The 15,383-nt window shown below is 67.6% G+C and carries 14 protein-coding genes; 9 read left to right on the top strand and 5 right to left on the bottom strand.

Features of this window, described 5'->3' with window-relative positions:
- Nucleotides 1-26: 26 nt before the first annotated feature.
- Genes V6K52_RS09930 through V6K52_RS09920 form a run of 3 tightly spaced genes read left to right on the top strand, consistent with a single transcriptional unit; the run spans nt 27 to nt 2,863 of the window.
- Nucleotides 27-914, top strand: a complete 888-nt coding sequence (locus tag V6K52_RS09930; protein WP_353953694.1) for a COX15/CtaA family protein — start codon at nt 27-29, stop codon at nt 912-914.
- Between the two features lie 36 nt (nt 915-950).
- Nucleotides 951-1,550, top strand: coding sequence for a winged helix-turn-helix domain-containing protein (locus V6K52_RS09925; protein WP_353953693.1), 600 nt, complete (start codon nt 951-953; stop codon nt 1,548-1,550).
- On the top strand, nt 1,547-2,863 hold the full coding sequence (locus V6K52_RS09920; RefSeq protein WP_353953692.1) for an MFS transporter: 1,317 nt from the start codon (nt 1,547-1,549) through the stop codon (nt 2,861-2,863). The genes V6K52_RS09925 and V6K52_RS09920 overlap by 4 nt, the downstream gene beginning before the upstream one ends.
- Here the strand turns inward: V6K52_RS09920 and V6K52_RS09915 are convergent.
- Nucleotides 2,800-3,681 (bottom strand): heme o synthase, encoded by an 882-nt coding sequence (locus tag V6K52_RS09915; protein WP_353953761.1) that lies wholly within the window; start codon nt 3,679-3,681, stop codon nt 2,800-2,802. The two genes, V6K52_RS09920 and V6K52_RS09915, sit on opposite strands and share 64 nt — an antisense overlap.
- A gap of 298 nt (nt 3,682-3,979) precedes the next feature.
- Here V6K52_RS09915 and tkt point away from each other — a divergent pair, with 298 nt between their 5' ends.
- Genes tkt through pgl form a run of 6 tightly spaced genes read left to right on the top strand, consistent with a single transcriptional unit; the run spans nt 3,980 to nt 12,519 of the window.
- Nucleotides 3,980-6,211 carry a transketolase gene (gene tkt / locus V6K52_RS09910; protein ID WP_353953760.1) on the top strand — a complete coding sequence of 744 codons (2,232 nt, stop codon included), beginning with the start codon at nt 3,980-3,982 and terminating at the stop codon, nt 6,209-6,211.
- Between the two features lie 6 nt (nt 6,212-6,217).
- Nucleotides 6,218-7,342, top strand: coding sequence for a transaldolase (tal, locus tag V6K52_RS09905; protein ID WP_353953691.1), 1,125 nt, complete (start codon nt 6,218-6,220; stop codon nt 7,340-7,342).
- Entirely contained in the window at nt 7,339-9,069 is a 1,731-nt protein-coding gene (locus V6K52_RS09900; protein ID WP_353953690.1) for a glucose-6-phosphate isomerase, read from the top strand. The genes tal and V6K52_RS09900 overlap by 4 nt, the downstream gene beginning before the upstream one ends.
- Nucleotides 9,069-10,613, top strand: a complete 1,545-nt coding sequence (zwf, locus tag V6K52_RS09895; RefSeq protein ID WP_353953689.1) for a glucose-6-phosphate dehydrogenase — start codon at nt 9,069-9,071, stop codon at nt 10,611-10,613. The genes V6K52_RS09900 and zwf overlap by 1 nt, the downstream gene beginning before the upstream one ends.
- On the top strand, nt 10,610-11,770 hold the full coding sequence (locus tag V6K52_RS09890) for a glucose-6-phosphate dehydrogenase assembly protein OpcA (RefSeq protein ID WP_353953688.1): 1,161 nt from the start codon (nt 10,610-10,612) through the stop codon (nt 11,768-11,770). Before zwf ends, V6K52_RS09890 begins: the two co-directional genes overlap by 4 nt.
- Entirely contained in the window at nt 11,767-12,519 is a 753-nt protein-coding gene (gene pgl / locus V6K52_RS09885) for a 6-phosphogluconolactonase (protein ID WP_353953687.1), read from the top strand. Before V6K52_RS09890 ends, pgl begins: the two co-directional genes overlap by 4 nt.
- 72 nt (nt 12,520-12,591) lie before the next feature.
- Here the strand turns inward: pgl and V6K52_RS09880 are convergent, their stop codons facing one another.
- The 4 genes from V6K52_RS09880 to V6K52_RS09865 form a co-directional block, all read right to left on the bottom strand.
- Nucleotides 12,592-12,942, bottom strand: coding sequence for an RNA polymerase-binding protein RbpA (locus V6K52_RS09880; protein WP_353953686.1), 351 nt, complete (start codon nt 12,940-12,942; stop codon nt 12,592-12,594).
- A 59-nt stretch (nt 12,943-13,001) separates the two neighbouring features.
- Nucleotides 13,002-13,247 carry a preprotein translocase subunit SecG gene (secG, locus tag V6K52_RS09875; protein ID WP_353953685.1) on the bottom strand — a complete coding sequence of 82 codons (246 nt, stop codon included), beginning with the start codon at nt 13,245-13,247 and terminating at the stop codon, nt 13,002-13,004.
- Nucleotides 13,248-13,318: 71 nt separating this feature from the next.
- Nucleotides 13,319-14,134 (bottom strand): triose-phosphate isomerase, encoded by an 816-nt coding sequence (gene tpiA, locus V6K52_RS09870; protein WP_353953684.1) that lies wholly within the window; start codon nt 14,132-14,134, stop codon nt 13,319-13,321.
- A 12-nt stretch (nt 14,135-14,146) separates the two neighbouring features.
- Nucleotides 14,147-15,349, bottom strand: coding sequence for a phosphoglycerate kinase (locus V6K52_RS09865; protein ID WP_353953683.1), 1,203 nt, complete (start codon nt 15,347-15,349; stop codon nt 14,147-14,149).
- Between the last annotated feature and the right edge of the window lie 34 nt (nt 15,350-15,383).

Here is a 15,383-nt window from a genome sequence, read left to right as displayed (position 1 = left end):
CATGGAGGTCCCATACTCTGCGTTAAGTGAACACGCTGATCTCCCGGAACTATCACCGCATCCTCTTGGCGAACCTCGTTGCCCAGGTGGGAATCATCGTGTCCGGTGGCCTCGTACGCCTCACCGGCAGCGGCCTGGGGTGCCCGACCTGGCCGGAGTGTGTGCCCGGCTCCTATGTTCCGGTGCAGGAGCAGGCCGAGGGCTTCCACAAGGTCATCGAGTTCGGCAACCGCATGCTCACGAGCGTTCTCACGATCATTGCCATCCTCGCGGTCGTGGCCGTCTGGCAGTGTGCACCTGCACGGCGCCTCAAGATCGCCGCCGCCACCGTGCTCGGCGGAGTCATCTTCCAGGCCGCCCTCGGCGGCGTCACTGTTCTCACCGAGCTCCACCCGGTGACAGTCGCGGCCCACTTCCTCGTCTCGGCAGGGCTCGTGGCCGTCGCGGCATACCTGTGGTTCGCCCGCAACGAGCGAGACGGCGAGCCGGCCGCTCTCGTCCCTGACCTCGTGCGTCGTATCGCCTGGCTCACCAGCGGCGTGGGCGCTGTCGTCCTCGTCCTTGGGACCGTCGTCACGGGCTCAGGCCCCCACTCCGGCGACGCCGACGCACCCGCGCGCTTCGGCTTCGACCCGCGAACCATCTCGTGGCTGCACGCCGATGCCGTGATGCTCTTCGTCGGACTCGTCGTGGCGGTCTGGTTGGCCACCCGCCTCTCCCCTGCCCCCGAGACGGTGAGCTCTGCTTGGCGAGCCGTCCTCATCGTGACGCTCGCGCAGGGAGCGATCGGCTACGTCCAGTACCTCACCGACCTGCCCGAGGTCCTCGTCCTGGTTCACATGTTCGGCGCAGCCGCCCTCGTTGTGGCCCTCACCCACGGTCTCGTGTCTCTTCGGAGAATTGCACAAGACTAGTTGCACAATGGTTCTTGTGGGTCTAGGTTCATCGATATGAGCACACCCAATAGCCCAGAGCGGCGCTCCCCCGACGGCGTCCGAACGATCACCGACGCCAAGGCCCTGTCGGCCATGGCCAACGTGTTCCGCTCGCGGATGATGGACGCCCTCAAGGTCGACGGGCCATCCACGGCGTCTGCTCTGGCAGCCCGCACCGGCCAAGCAGTTGGTTCCGCCAGCCACCACCTCAAGGTGCTGAGTGAGGCCGGCCTCGTCGAAGAGGCACCCGAGCTCGCCAAGGACCGTCGCGAGCGGTGGTGGCGCCTCGTCGACCCCGGCACCCGGTGGTCCCGCGCTGACTTCGCCTCCGACACCGCTGCCGTCACTGCGGCGTATGCCGCGGAGGCCCTGACCGTGCAGCGGCAGTTCGAGCGGGTCCAGGAGTGGAACGCCAACGCTGCCACGGTGCCCGAGTGGGACAGTGCCGCCTTCGCCACCCAGAACTGGATGCGTCTCACCCCCACGGAGTCGCGCGAGGTCGCTGCGGAACTCATCGAGGTCCTCGTGAGGTGGAGCCAGAGAGAGATCCCCGACGACGGCGCGGAACGCGAGCCATTCTTCGTGTTCTCCCGCGGCTTCCCGGCCCAGCCGTGACGACCGCGACGGACGTGATTGGGCCTCAGCCCTCGCTGGCCCGCAACCGCAACTTCCGGCTGCTGTGGGCCGGAGAAGGCATCAGCGTCCTCGGCTCGATGACGACGACCGTGATCTTCCCGCTCGTCGCCGTGACCCAGTTCGATGCCGGTCCGTTCTGGATGGGCGTCCTCGCCGGCGCCATCTGGTTGCCGTGGCTCATGCTGGGGCTCGTCGCCGGCGCCTGGGTCGACCGCTCGGACCCGCGCCGCGTCATGATGCGGGCCGACCTCGTCGCCGCCCTGGTGGTTGCGACGGTTCCCGTGGCGTGGGCCCTCGGAGTCCTCACCCTCCCCCACCTCGTCCTCGCCGCGCTGGGACTGGGCTGCTGCACGGTCTTCTTCCGGACGGCATACGCCGCGTTCGTGCCCCGCGTCGTGGCGAGCCCGGATCTCGAACGCGCCAACGCGCGGATCTACGGAACCGAGGCGGCAATGCAGATCGGCGGCCCCGGCGTGGGTGGGCTTCTCGTGCAGGCGTTCTCGGCCGCCTTCGCCATCGTGATCGACGTCGTCAGCTTCCTGGCGTCGTGGGTGTGCCTGGCGCGGATGCGTCCCGACGAGTTCGGCCCGGCGCCCGACAGGCCAGCGGCCCAGCCGATGCGCCGACAGGTGCGCGAAGGCGTCGCGATCGTCGCGCGCGACCCCTTCCTCCGCTTCTTCTCGATCCAGGGCGGGTTGAGCAACTTCGCCCTCACCGGCTACGGCGCGCTGATCGTGCTCTTCATGGTGCGCGACCTCGGTCTCGAGCCCGGGTCGGTCGGCTTCGTGATGGCCTTCGGGTCTGCGGGCGGTCTGGTCGGAGCCGCAATCGCGACGCGCGCGACGACCTGGCTCGGCAACGCCGGCTCCCTGCGGATGCTGCAGGTCATCGGCGGACCGCCAGCACTGCTCCTCGGGCTGGCGCAACCCGAACTCGGGGCCGCCCTCGTCGCTGCGGGATCATTCATCGTGGGCCTCGGGGTCGTCGGCGCCAACGTCGTGCGCAGCTCTTTCCGCGTTCGCTATGTGCCCGGAGACCTGCTCGGCCGCACCACGGCGACCTCGTCGGTCCTCAACTTCGGAACGATGCCCTTGGCGGGCCTCCTCGCCGGTGGCCTCGGCACGTGGATCGGCGTCCGCGAGACCATTCTGGTCATGGCTGCGATGCACGCTCTCGTGTCGCTGTCTGTGTTCGTCGGCCCCTTTCGCTCGGGCCGCAACCTGCCGGATCAGCCGATGGAGAGGTGGACCAGCGGGTCGATGGCGACCGCGAGGAAGAGCAGCGTCACGTAGGTGATCGAGAAGTGGAAGAGCCGCATCGGCTTGAGTTCCTTGGTTGCAGCGCCCGACTTCGCGAGGTGCAGTAGGCGGTGCGCCTCGCCGATGAAGACCGCGCCGCTGACGACAGCGGCCACGAGATAGATCCAGCCCATGTCGGCCACCGGGATCAGGGCCAGGGAGACCAACACCATGACCCAGCTGTAGGCGACGATCTGGCGCGCGACGGCGAGTGCTCCGCGCTCGACCGGGAGCATCGGCACCTGAGCGTTGGCGTAGTCGTCCTTGAAGGCCATCGACAGCGGCCAGTAGTGCGGCGGCGTCCAAAAGAAGATGACGAAGAAGAGGATCACGGCCGGCCAGCCGACCGATCCCGTCACTGCCGACCAACCGATGAGCGTCGGCATGCAGCCAGCGACGCCACCCCAGACGATGTTCTGCGGGGTGCGGCGCTTGAGAATCATCGTGTAGAGCACGGCATACAAAGCGATGGCCGCGAGTGACAACAGGGCCGACGCGACGTTGACGAAGGCGACGAACCACACCGTCGACAGCACCGTGAGGGCGGCGCCGAAGATCAACCCGGCGCGAGGCGTGATCTCACCCGTGACCATGGGCCGGTTCTTCGTGCGGTCCATGAGTGCGTCGATGTCGCGGTCATAGACACAGTTGAAGGTGTTGGCCGCCCCAGCGCTGAGGGTGCCGCCGACAAGCGTCGCGACCACGAGCCAGAGGTTCGGGACACCGCGTTCGGCGAGGAACATCACTGGAACCGTTGTCACGAGCAGCAACTCGATGATGCGCGGCTTGGTGAGTGCTACGTAGTTGCCCACCGATCGCTTCCAGCCAGTCGTCGGCCGAGCCGGCGAGGCGGTGCTGATCGGGGCGGTTGCCACGGCGTCCTTCGGGGTAGTTCGCGGTGCGGTGGGGCAGTGAAGTCAACGTGAGTCTAACCGGGGCGGACGTGGTCGCTCTCACCGGTGGGCTGCGGTCTAGGGTGGGAATCAAAGGTTTGATCTGCATCACAATTGCTCGACGTCAGAGAGGCTCCACGTGACCACCACCCCGACGAAGGCAGGCCGGGCCAAGACCCGCCGCACCTCCGCAGCGACCGCCACTCGCTCCACCGAGATCGCCCGCCCCACGGCTCGCAAGGCGAAGTGGAACGACCTGGACGTCAAGGCCGTCGACACGGTTCGCGTCCTCGCCGCCGATGCCGTGCAGAAGGTCGGCAACGGCCACCCCGGCACGGCCATGAGCCTGGCCCCCGCGGCATACCTGCTCTTCCAGAACGTCATGACGCACGACCCGTCGGACCCGACGTGGCTCGGCCGTGACCGGTTCGTCCTTTCGTGCGGCCACTCGAGCCTCACCCAATACATCCAGCTCTACCTGTCGGGCTACGGCCTCGAGCTGAAGGACCTCAAGGCGCTGCGCACGTGGGGCTCGCTCACCCCGGGCCACCCAGAGGTGCACCACACCCCCGGCGTCGAGATCACTACCGGGCCGCTCGGCTCAGGCCTCGCCTCCGCCGTGGGAATGGCCATGGCGCAGCGTCGTCAGCGCGGCCTGCTCGACCCCGATGCCAAGCCCGGACAGAGCCCGTTCGACCACCATGTGTGGGTCATTGCCTCCGATGGTGACCTCATGGAGGGCGTGGCGTCCGAGGCCAGCTCGCTCGCCGGACACCAGGAGCTCGGCAACCTGACCGTCATCTATGACGCCAACCAGATCTCCATCGAGGACGACACCGACATCTCGTTCTCCGAGGACGTGGCCAAGCGCTACGAGGCCTACGGCTGGGAGGTCGCAGACGTCGACTGGCGCCAGAGCAACGACCCGGCGGGCTCGGCCGACTACGTCGAGGACGTCGACGCCCTGCTCGACGCACTCACCAAGAGCAAGAAGTCGGCCAAGCCGACACTCGTGCGTCTGCACACGGTCATCGCCTGGCCGTCCCCGACCAAGAAGGGCACCGGCAAGTCGCACGGTTCAGCCTTGGGCGACGACGAGATCTCCGGCCTCAAGGAGCTTCTCGGCTTCGACCCCAAGAAGACCTTCGAGGTCGACAAGGACGTGCTCGCCCATGCGCGCAAGTCCAAGGCCCGCGGCAAGGCCGCCCACAAGGCGTGGAACACCACGTATGCCGCGTGGCGGCGCAAGAACAAGGACGCCGCGACGCTGCTCGACCGTCTCGTTGCCGGAGACCTCCCGGACGGGCTCGACGCCGCCCTGCCGACCTTCCCTGCCGACGACAAGGGCATCGCCACCCGCGCCGCCTCCGGCAAGGTGCTGGGTGCCCTTGCGCCGATCATGCCGGAGCTGTGGGGCGGTTCGGCCGACCTCGCGGAGTCCAACAACACGACGATGGAGGGCGAGGCTTCCTTCATCCCGAAGTCCAAGCAGACCGACGCGTGGAAGGGCGGACCCTACGGCCGCACCCTGCACTTCGGCATCCGCGAGAACGCCATGGGCATGATCCTCAACGGCATCGCCCTCGAGGGGATGACCCGCCCCTACGGCGGCACCTTCCTCGTGTTCTCCGACTACATGCGACCGGCCGTGCGCCTTGCTGCGATCCAGCAGCTCCCGGTGACTTATGTCTGGACGCACGACTCCATCGGGCTGGGTGAGGACGGCCCGACCCACCAGCCGATCGAGCACCTCGCCGCGCTGCGCGCCATGCCCGGACTCGATGTCGTGCGCCCGGCCGACGCCAACGAGACGTCGGCCGCCTGGGGCGCCATCCTGCGCAACGGTGCAACCGCCGCTCTGGCGCTCAGCCGTCAGGCCCTGCCCACTATCGACCGCAAGACGCACGCCAACGCGAGCAACGTCGCCAAGGGCGGCTACGTCCTCATCGACGGCGGCGCCGACGGCAAGCAGAAGCCGAAGGTCATCATCGTCGCCACCGGCTCCGAGGTGTCCGTCGCGCTCGAGGCCCGACTCACTCTCGAGAAGTCGGGTGTGCCGACTCGGGTCGTGTCGATGCCCTGCCGCGAGTGGTTCGACGACCAGACCAAGGCCTACCGCGACAAGGTGCTTCCGCCCGCCATCCGCGCTCGCGTCAGCGTGGAAGCCGGTGTGGCACAGGGCTGGCGAGAGATCATCGGTGACGCCGGTCGCTCGATCAGCATCGAGCACTTCGGTGCATCCGCTGACGCCAAGACCCTCTTCACCGAGTTCGGTTTCACCCCCGCCGCCGTCGTCAAGGCGGCCAAGGACTCGATCAAGGCGGCCAAGGCCGGCGCCGGGGTCGTCGGTGCAGTTGAGACCGCCCCCCGCACGCGCAAGGACACCGGCACAGACGTGCCGACCACCAAGAAGCCTGCCGCCAAGAGCGCGGCAACGGCTGGGAAGTGACGTCTCATGACTGACAACACCGCACTCAAGGCCCTCGCCGACAATGGCGTGTCCATCTGGCTCGACGACCTGAGCCGCGAGCGGCTCACGTCCGGCAACCTCCAGGAAGTCATCGACACCAAGGGCGTCGTCGGTGTGACGACGAACCCGTCGATCTTCCAGGTAGCCCTCTCCAACGGAGAGAGCTACAGCGAGCAGGTTGCCCAGCTGGCCGCCGACAAGGCGACCCTCGATGATGCCGTCACTGCCTTGACGACGCAGGACGTTCGCGACGCCTGCGACATCCTTCTGCCCGTCTTCGAGGCGACCGACGGCCTCGACGGTCGGGTCTCCATCGAGGTCGACCCTCGACTTGCCCGCGACACCGACGGGACTGTGGCCCAGGCCAAGCAGTTGCGAGAGCTCGTCGACCGCCCCAACCTGCTCGTCAAGATCCCGGCGACGGTTGAGGGCCTGCCCGCGATCAGCAAGGTCATCGCTGAGGGCATCTCGGTCAACGTCACGCTGATCTTCAGCCTCGACCGCTACCGCGCGGTGATGAACGCCTTCCTCACCGGCGTCGAGCAGGCCCGTGAGGCAGGCAAGGACATCAGCACTCTCGAGTCCGTGGCGTCGTTCTTCGTCTCCCGCGTCGACTCCGAGGTCGACAAGCGTCTCGATGCCGTCAAGGGCGAGCACGCCGAGACCGCCAAGAGCCTCAAGGGCAAGGCTGCGATCGCCAACGCACGACTGGCCTACCAGGCGTTCGAAGAGGTCTTCTCGACTCCGCGCTGGAAGAACTTGGAGGCCGACGGAGCCAAGCCACAGCGCCCCCTGTGGGCGTCCACGGGCGTCAAGGACCCGGCATACCCCGACACCATGTATGTCACCGAGCTCGTCGCACCCGGCACCGTCAACACGATGCCCGAGAAGACGCTCGACGCGGTCAAGGACCACGGCGAGATCACCGGCAACACCATCGAGGGCACCTACGAGGAAGCCGCTGAGGTCCTCGACGCCCTCGAACGTCTCGGCATCTCCTACTCCGAGGTCACCGCCCAGCTCGAGAAGGAAGGCGTCGACAAGTTCGAGAAGTCGTGGGGAGAGTTGCTCGACGGCGTGCAGTCCGAGCTCGACAAGGCTTCTCGATGAGCAGCCTCGAGGTCACGGCCCGCGGCGCCGCCGCTGACGCCATCTCGACCCACGTCCCCCAGCTGGTCAAGGACGAGGTGGCCAGCAAGCTCTTCGCCCAGGACGCCACGCTCTGGGGCAAGGCCGCCGAAGAAGAGGCTGGCAAGCGCCTGTCGTGGGTCGGCCTCCCCCGGTCGTCCCGTCCCCTGCTCGGCGAGATCGCCGCGTTGCGCGAAGAGTTGCGTGGCGACGGCGTGTCCCGAATCGTCCTCTGCGGCATGGGTGGCTCGTCGCTCGCGCCGGAGGTCATCTGCGCCACCGCCGGTGTCGACATCGTCGTCCTCGACTCGTCCGCCCCCGACGTCGTGCGCCGCGCCGTCTCGACCGACCTCAAGAAGACCGCCGTCGTCGTCTCGTCGAAGTCGGGCTCCACGGTTGAGACCGACTCTCAGCGCCGAGCCTTCGAGCAGGCGTTCACCGATGCCGGCATCGACGCCACCCGTCGCATCATCATCGTCACCGACCCGGGCAGCCCGCTCGACGGTGAGGCTCGCACGGCAGGTTTCCGGGTCATCAACGCGGACCCCGACGTGGGCGGCCGCTACTCGGCCCTGACCGCGTTCGGCCTGGTCCCATCCGGCCTGGCCGGAGTCGACGTGGGCGCGCTCCTCGACGACGCCGAAGCGGTGGCCGACCTTCTCGCGGCCGACGACGAGGGCAACCCTGCCCTGCGTCTCGGGGCCGCCATGGCCGGCACCAAGCCATTGCGCGACAAGCTCGTCCTCGTAGACGCCGGAACCGAGAACGTCGGGTTCGGCGCCTGGGCCGAGCAGCTCATCGCTGAATCCACCGGCAAGGACGGCAAGGGCATCCTCCCCGTCGTCGCCGACGGGGAAGCACCGAAGCACACCTACGCCGACGCGAACCTCGTGCGCCTCGTCGCCGCGGGCGACGACGATGACGAGCCCGACGACGACACAGACCTCACGACCGACGCCGAGGGCGCTCCGCGCCACCCCGACTCGATCGCCGCAGAGCAGCCCGGGCCGGCCGACATCAGTCCCGAAGAGAACATCGGTGACAGCGGTTCGGTCATCACTGTTGCCGGCACGCTCGGCGCTCAGCTCCTTCTGTGGGAGGTCGCCACCGCCGTCGCTGGTCGCCTGCTCGGCATCAACCCGTTCGACCAGCCCGATGTCGAGAGCGCCAAGAACGCTGCCCGAGGCTTGCTCGACCAGACCGGTTCAGCCGCTGAGGAGCCGGCGTTCGTCGACGGTTCCGTCGAGGTCCGCACCCTCGGGGGCGAGTGGCTCGGCGACGAGAGCACGTTGCCCGGTGCCGTGTCGGCGCTGCTTTCCCAGATCGACGAGAAGGCCGGCTACATCGCTGTCATGGCCTACCTCGACCGCGAGCAGGATGCCGACCTCGAGCAGGTCGCCCGCACCCTCTTCGACCACACCGGTCGCCCCGTGACCTTTGGCTGGGGGCCTCGTTTCCTCCACTCCACCGGTCAGTACCACAAGGGTGGGCCCGCCAACGGCGTCTTCATCCAGATCACTGCCACCCCCGTCGAGGACCTCGCGGTCCCGGGGCGCGAGTTCACCTTCGGCGAGTTCATCGATGCCCAGGCCGGTGGCGATGCCCAAGTCCTTGCCGAGCACGGACGTCCCGTCCTTCGCCTTAACCTCACCCAGCATGGGCGCGGCCTGAGTCAGGTGCGGTCGGCCCTCACGACACCAGGAGCCTGATGAGTCCGGCGCGCGTCACTGCCACCCACAACCCCCTTCGGGATCCGCGCGACAAGCGACTTCCCCGCATCGCGGGCCCGTGCAGCCTTGTGCTGTTCGGTGTCACTGGCGACCTCGCCACCAAGAAGCTCATGCCGGCGATCTACGACCTCGCCAACCGTGGTCTGCTTCCCCCGGGCTTCTCGCTCATCGGTTTTGCTCGTCGCGACTGGGCCGACCAGGACTTCGGCAAGATCGTCTATGAGGCGGTCAAGGAGCGTTCCCGCACACCGTTTCGTGAGGACGTGTGGCGTTCGCTGAGCGAAGGCATCCGTTTCGTGCCCGGCACGTTCGATGACCCCAAGGCCTTCGACCTCCTCGCCGAGACCGTGCGTGAGCTCGATGAACAACGCGGCACCGGCGGCAACCACGCCTTCTACCTGTCGATCCCGCCATCGTTCTTCGCGACGGTGTGCGAGCAACTCAAGCGCTCGGGCCTGTCCACGGCCCCAGACGGATCGTGGCGTCGCGTCGTCATCGAGAAGCCCTTCGGCCACGACCTGCAGAGCGCGCGCGAACTCAACGAGATCGTCGCCGATGTCTTTCCTGCGGACTCGGTCTTCCGGATCGACCACTACCTGGGCAAGGAGACTGTCCAGAACCTCTTGGCACTCCGCTTCGCCAACCAGATGTTCGAGCCGGTCTGGAACAGCCACTACGTCGACCACGTCCAGATCACGATGGCCGAGGACATCGGCATCGGTGGACGAGCCGGCTACTACGACGGAATCGGCGCGGCTCGGGACGTCATCCAGAACCACCTCCTGCAGCTCCTCGCGCTGACGGCGATGGAGGAGCCGGTCTCCTTCGACGCCAACCACCTGCGCAGCGAGAAGGAGAAGGTCCTGTCTGCGGTCCGCCTGCCCAAGGACCTCACCCAGGGCACCGCGCGCGGGCAGTACGCCCGGGGTTGGCAGGGTGGCGAAGAGGTCATCTCCTACCTCAGCGAGGAAGGCGTGGGTGCCACTTCGACCACCGAGACGTATGCCGCGGTCAAGCTCGAGATCGACACCCGCCGTTGGGCGGGGGTCCCGTTCTATCTCAGAACCGGCAAACGGCTGGGCAAGCGCGTCACCGAGATCGCGGTCGTCTTCAAGAAGGCACCGCACCTGCCCTTCGCCGACACCGCGACCGAGGAGCTCGGTCAGAACGCGGTCGTCATCCGGGTCCAGCCCGACGAGGGGGTGACCATGCGCTTTGGCGCCAAGGTCCCCGGCGCACAGATGGAGGTGCGCGACGTGACGATGGACTTCGGCTACGGCCGCGCCTTCACCGAAAGCTCACCCGAAGCCTATGAACGCCTCATCCTCGACGTTCTCCTCGGTGAGCCGCCGCTCTTCCCGCGCCACGAGGAGGTCGAGCTCTCCTGGGAGATCCTCGACCCGATCGAGGAGTTCTGGGCCAAGAACAAGGCCCGCATCGACCAGTACGAATCAGGCACCTGGGGACCCCAGAGCGCTGACGATCTGATGAGCCGTGACGGCCGCGAATGGAGGCTCCCGTGATCGTCGACCTGCCCAGCACGAGCACCGTCAACATCTCCAAGAAGTTGGTCCGACTGCGTTCCGAGACTGGATCCATGGCGCTGACGAGGGTGCTCACCCTGGTCATCGTCGTGGACGAGAACGAGGCCGACGCCGCCATCGAGACGGCCAACGATGCCAGCCGTCAGCACCCCTGTCGCATCATCGTCGTCGTCATCGCCAACCGACGGGGTGCCGCTCGCCTCGACGGGCAGATCAGGATCGGCGGGGACGCCGGCGCCAGTGAGGTCGTCGTCCTTCGCCTGTTCGGACCACTGGCGTCCCACGGTCGCGCCGTCGTCACACCGCTCCTGCTCGCGGACGCGCCGATCGTCGCGTGGTGGCCCGCAGAGTCCCCCAAGGACCCCTCCGCCGACCCGATCGGCGAGATGGCGCAGCGACGGATCACCGACGTCTCCCGGTCCAAGGGCGCACCCAATGCCCCGCTGGCCCGCCTCGCGGCGGCCTACGCCCCCGGTGACACCGACCTTGCGTGGTCGCGCATCACGCTGTGGCGGGCACTGCTGACCGCAGCACTCGACCAAGCGCCCTACGAGCCGGTCGTCTCCGTGACGGTCACCGGTGCATCCGACTCACCTTCGGCCAAGCTGCTCGCCGGTTGGTTGGCCAAGCAGTTGCGGTGCCCGGTCGCACTGGTGGCCTCACGCAAGGGCTCAGGCATCATCAGCGTCCGACTCGACCGGCCCAGTGGCCCCCTTGACCTCGTGCGCCCGCAGAACGGCACCACCGCGACCATGTCGCAGACCGGACGTCCCGAGCGGACGATCGCGCTGCCTCCCCGAAGCGACGCAGAGTGCCTGGCCGACGAGCTGCGCAGGCTCGACCCCGACGAGGTCTATGCGGACGCCCTGCGTCAGGGACTCGAGGGAGTGAGCCACAGTCGGCGCACCTCCACCGACGCACAGCGCAAGGGCATCACCCCGTCGGTGGCCGAGTCGCGTGAGGACGCCGCCCGCATTCGCCGCGAGGCCAAGGTCAACGCCAGTGCCGCCATGGTCGAGGCACCCATGCCCGAGAAGGCCGACGACCCCAAGCAGGTCAAGAAGGCCGCCGCCCGCCAGCTCGACCAGGCGCGTGCCAAGCGCAAGAAGTCATCCGTGAGAGGCAGCAGCTCATGACCGGAGCCAACGACATCAGCCAGGTGCACGACGTCGACGTCATCGTGCACCCGGGCAAACAGGAGCTGAGCGACGCCATCGCCGCCCGGCTCGTGACGGCGATCGCCGATGCCCAGGCCAACCAGGACGTCGTCCACATCTCGCTCACCGGCGGATCTTTGGGCTCGGACCTTTGGGCGTCGATGGCGGCCCTGCCGGCTCGCTCGGCCATCGACTGGTCACGCGTCGAGCTGTGGTGGGGCGACGAGCGCTACCTCCCCGCCGGCGACAAGGACCGCAACGACGCCCAGAATGATGCGGCCGGCTTGGACTCGCTCCCCCTCGACCCCGCCCGCGTCCACAGAGTTCTCGGTCCGGACGCCTGCGACAGTGCGGAAGCCAGTGCGACGGCATACGCAGAGACTGTTCGCGCCAGCGGCGCGGGCGCCTTCGACGTGATGATCCTCGGGGTCGGACCTGACGGGCACATTGCCTCGCTCTTCCCCGGCCACCCCGCTCAGCAGAGCGCGGACGCCATCGCCGTCGCGGTGCACGACTCCCCCAAGCCCCCGCCGGTCCGGGTCAGCCTGACCTTCGAGGCGCTGCGTCGCTCTCGCGAGGTGTGGTTCATCGTCGCCGGGGCCGACAAGGCCAAGGCCGTGGCCAACGGGGTCGCTGGCGCGGGACCTGCCCTCAGCTCCGCAGCGCAGGTCAAGGGCGAGCAGCGGACGCTCTGGCTCATCGACGCGGACGCCGCCGCCAACCTCTGACACCACTGATTGCCCGTTCGGCCAGTCCGTCGTTGCCCTCCACACTGGCCGAACGGGCAATCAGTGGTGGAGCTACTGGATGAGGCCGCGCTCGCGCAGTGATCCGAGAGCCTCGTCCAGAATCGCTTCGCCGTCCTTGTCGGAGCGACGCTCCTTCACATAGGCGAGGTGAGTCTTGTAGGGCTCCACCTTGGTCTGTGCCGGAGGGTTGTCCTTGTCCTGGCCGGCGGTGAAGCCGCATCGTGGGCAGTCCCACGTCTCGGGGACCTCGAGGTCCTGCTCCTGCGAGAAGCTCGGTCGGGTCTCATGCCCGTTGGAGCACCAGAACGAGACGTGGACTCGAGGGGCCGCCTCACCGCGCTCGGCCTCACCCATGGGGCCTGCACCAACGCGGCTGCCACGGATCGCACTTCCACCAGACATGGACATCAGCCTTCTCTCAGTTCAGAAAACGGAGCTGCTGTTGACGAATCGAGCTGCGGTCAGGCAGCGACCCGGTCGAGGACACCCAGACCGACGACACACACGAACCACACGGTCGCGACGGCATACGTGATGCGGTCGAGGTTGCGCTCAGCCACCGAGGAGCCTCCGAGGGACGTGGACATACCTCCACCGAACATGTCGGACAGGCCGCCACCCTTGCCCTTGTGCAGCAGGACAAGCAGGGTGAGGAAAAGTCCACCCAGGACCAAGAGGACCTGGAGGCCGATGCGTACCGCGTCCACGGTGCTCCTTCGGTAGATCTGTTGAATGTACGTCGCCCGGTGGGGCGTGCCGCTACAGGATACCTGCCGCGTCAGTTCGTCTTGTGATGATCGCGGTAGCGGCAGATGGCGGCGAACTCGGAGGGATCGATCGATGCGCCTCCGACGAGAGCCCCATCGACGTCGTCCTGACTCATGATCGCCGCGACGTTGCCCGACTTCACGGACCCGCCATAGAGGATGCGCACACGGTCGGCGAGGTCGCCGGTGTAGAGCTCGGCCAGCACCGTCCGGATGGCCGCACACACCTCCTGCGCGTCCTCAGGAGTCGCAACCTCGCCCGTCCCGATGGCCCACACGGGTTCGTAGGCGACGACGATGCTCGCGGCCTTGTCTGCGGGAATGCCCTCGAGGCCGGCGCGCACCTGAGTCAGGACATGGTCGACGTGAGTGCCCGCCTGGCGGATCTCGAGACCTTCCCCGACGCAGAAGATCGGCGTGATGCCGTTCTCGTATGCCGCGGCAACCTTGGCGTTCACGGTCTCGTCCGTCTCGGCGTGGTACTGGCGACGCTCGCTGTGTCCGACCGCGACGTAGGTGCAGCCGAGCTTGGCGAGGAAGGCGCCGCTGATCTCGCCGGTGTAGGCGCCGTTCTGGTGCTGGGAGATGTCCTGCGCGCCGTACTTGATCGCGAGCCGGTCACCGTCGACGAGCGTCTGCACGCTTCGCAGGTCGGTGAACGGCGGCAGCACGGCCACTTCGACCCCACCGTGGTCGTGCTTGGCGTCACGCAGGGTCCAGTCGAGCTTCTGGACGAGGTGGGTCGCCTGGAGGTGGTCGAGGTTCATCTTCCAGTTGCCCGCCATGAGCGGGACGCGCTGGGTGTTCGGTTGGGCGGCCTTGGCCATCAGAGTCGTCCTTCAGGATTCGTCGAGAACAGTGAGGCCGGGGAGGTCCTTGCCTTCGAGGAACTCGAGGCTGGCGCCACCACCGGTGGAGATGTGTCCGAACTGGTCGTCGGTGAAGCCGAGCTGACGCACCGCTGCTGCCGAGTCCCCGCCACCGACGACCGTGAGGGCGCCGGTGCTGGTGATCTCGGCGAGCGCCTTGGCCAGGGCGGCTGTGCCCGCGGCGTAGGGCTCCATCTCGAACGCGCCCATCGGCCCGTTCCAGAAGACGGTCCGGCAGTCGGCAAGCTTCTCGGCGAACAGTTGCGACGACTTCGGCCCGATGTCGAGCCCCATACGGTCTGCCGGGATGGCGTCGATGGTGACGACCTCGTGTTCGGCGTCTGCCGAGAACTCGGTCGCGGCCACGACGTCCACGGGCAGGACGATCTCGACGCCACGCTCCTGTGCCAGTGCGAGGTAACCCTCGACCGCTTCGACCTGGTCCTGCTCGAGGAGGCTCTTGCCGACCTCGTGACCCTGGGCCTTGAGGAAGGTGAAGACCATTCCACCACCAATGAGAAGGCGGTCGGCCGTCTGGATGAGGTTGTCGATGACAGCGAGCTTGTCGGACACCTTTGCGCCACCCAGCACCACGGCATACGGGCGTTCGGGGTCGGTCGTGAGGCGACGCAACACGCCGACCTCGGTCTCGACGAGACCACCGACCGCCGACGGCAGGAGCCGGGCGACGTCGAAGACCGACGCCTGCTCACGGTGAACGACGCCGAAGCCGTCCGAGACGAGAACGTCTGCGAGAGAGGCGAGCTGGCCTGCGAACTCGGCCCGCTCCTCGGCGGTCTTGGCCGTCTCCCCCGCGTTGAAGCGGAGGTTCTCGATCAGCACGACGTTGCCGTCCTCTGCTGCCTCGACAGCGGCCTTTGCGCTCTCGCCGACGGTGTCGGTCGCGAACGTCACGTCCTGGCCGAGGAGCTCACCCAGGCGGGTGGCCACGGGTGCGAGCGAGAACTTGTCCTCAGGCGCTCCCTTGGGGCGGCCGAGGTGGGCGCACACGATGACGCGTGCGCCCGCCTCGGACAAAGCCGCGATCGTCGGCACGGACGCACGGATGCGTCCGTCATCGGTGATCTCTGCACCATCGAGTGGCACGTTGAGGTCGGAGCGGACCAGGACGCGTTTGCCCCGCAGGTCGCCGAGGTCAGCGATCGAATGCATGTCAGAGAACTCCGTAGGTGGTGGTCAGGTCCGA

Source organism: Knoellia sp. S7-12, from assembly GCF_040518285.1.
Lineage (GTDB): Bacteria > Actinomycetota > Actinomycetes > Actinomycetales > Dermatophilaceae > Knoellia.
The sequence above is the reverse complement of the archived record's forward strand: the minus strand, read 5'-3'. Positions and strand labels throughout refer to the sequence as shown.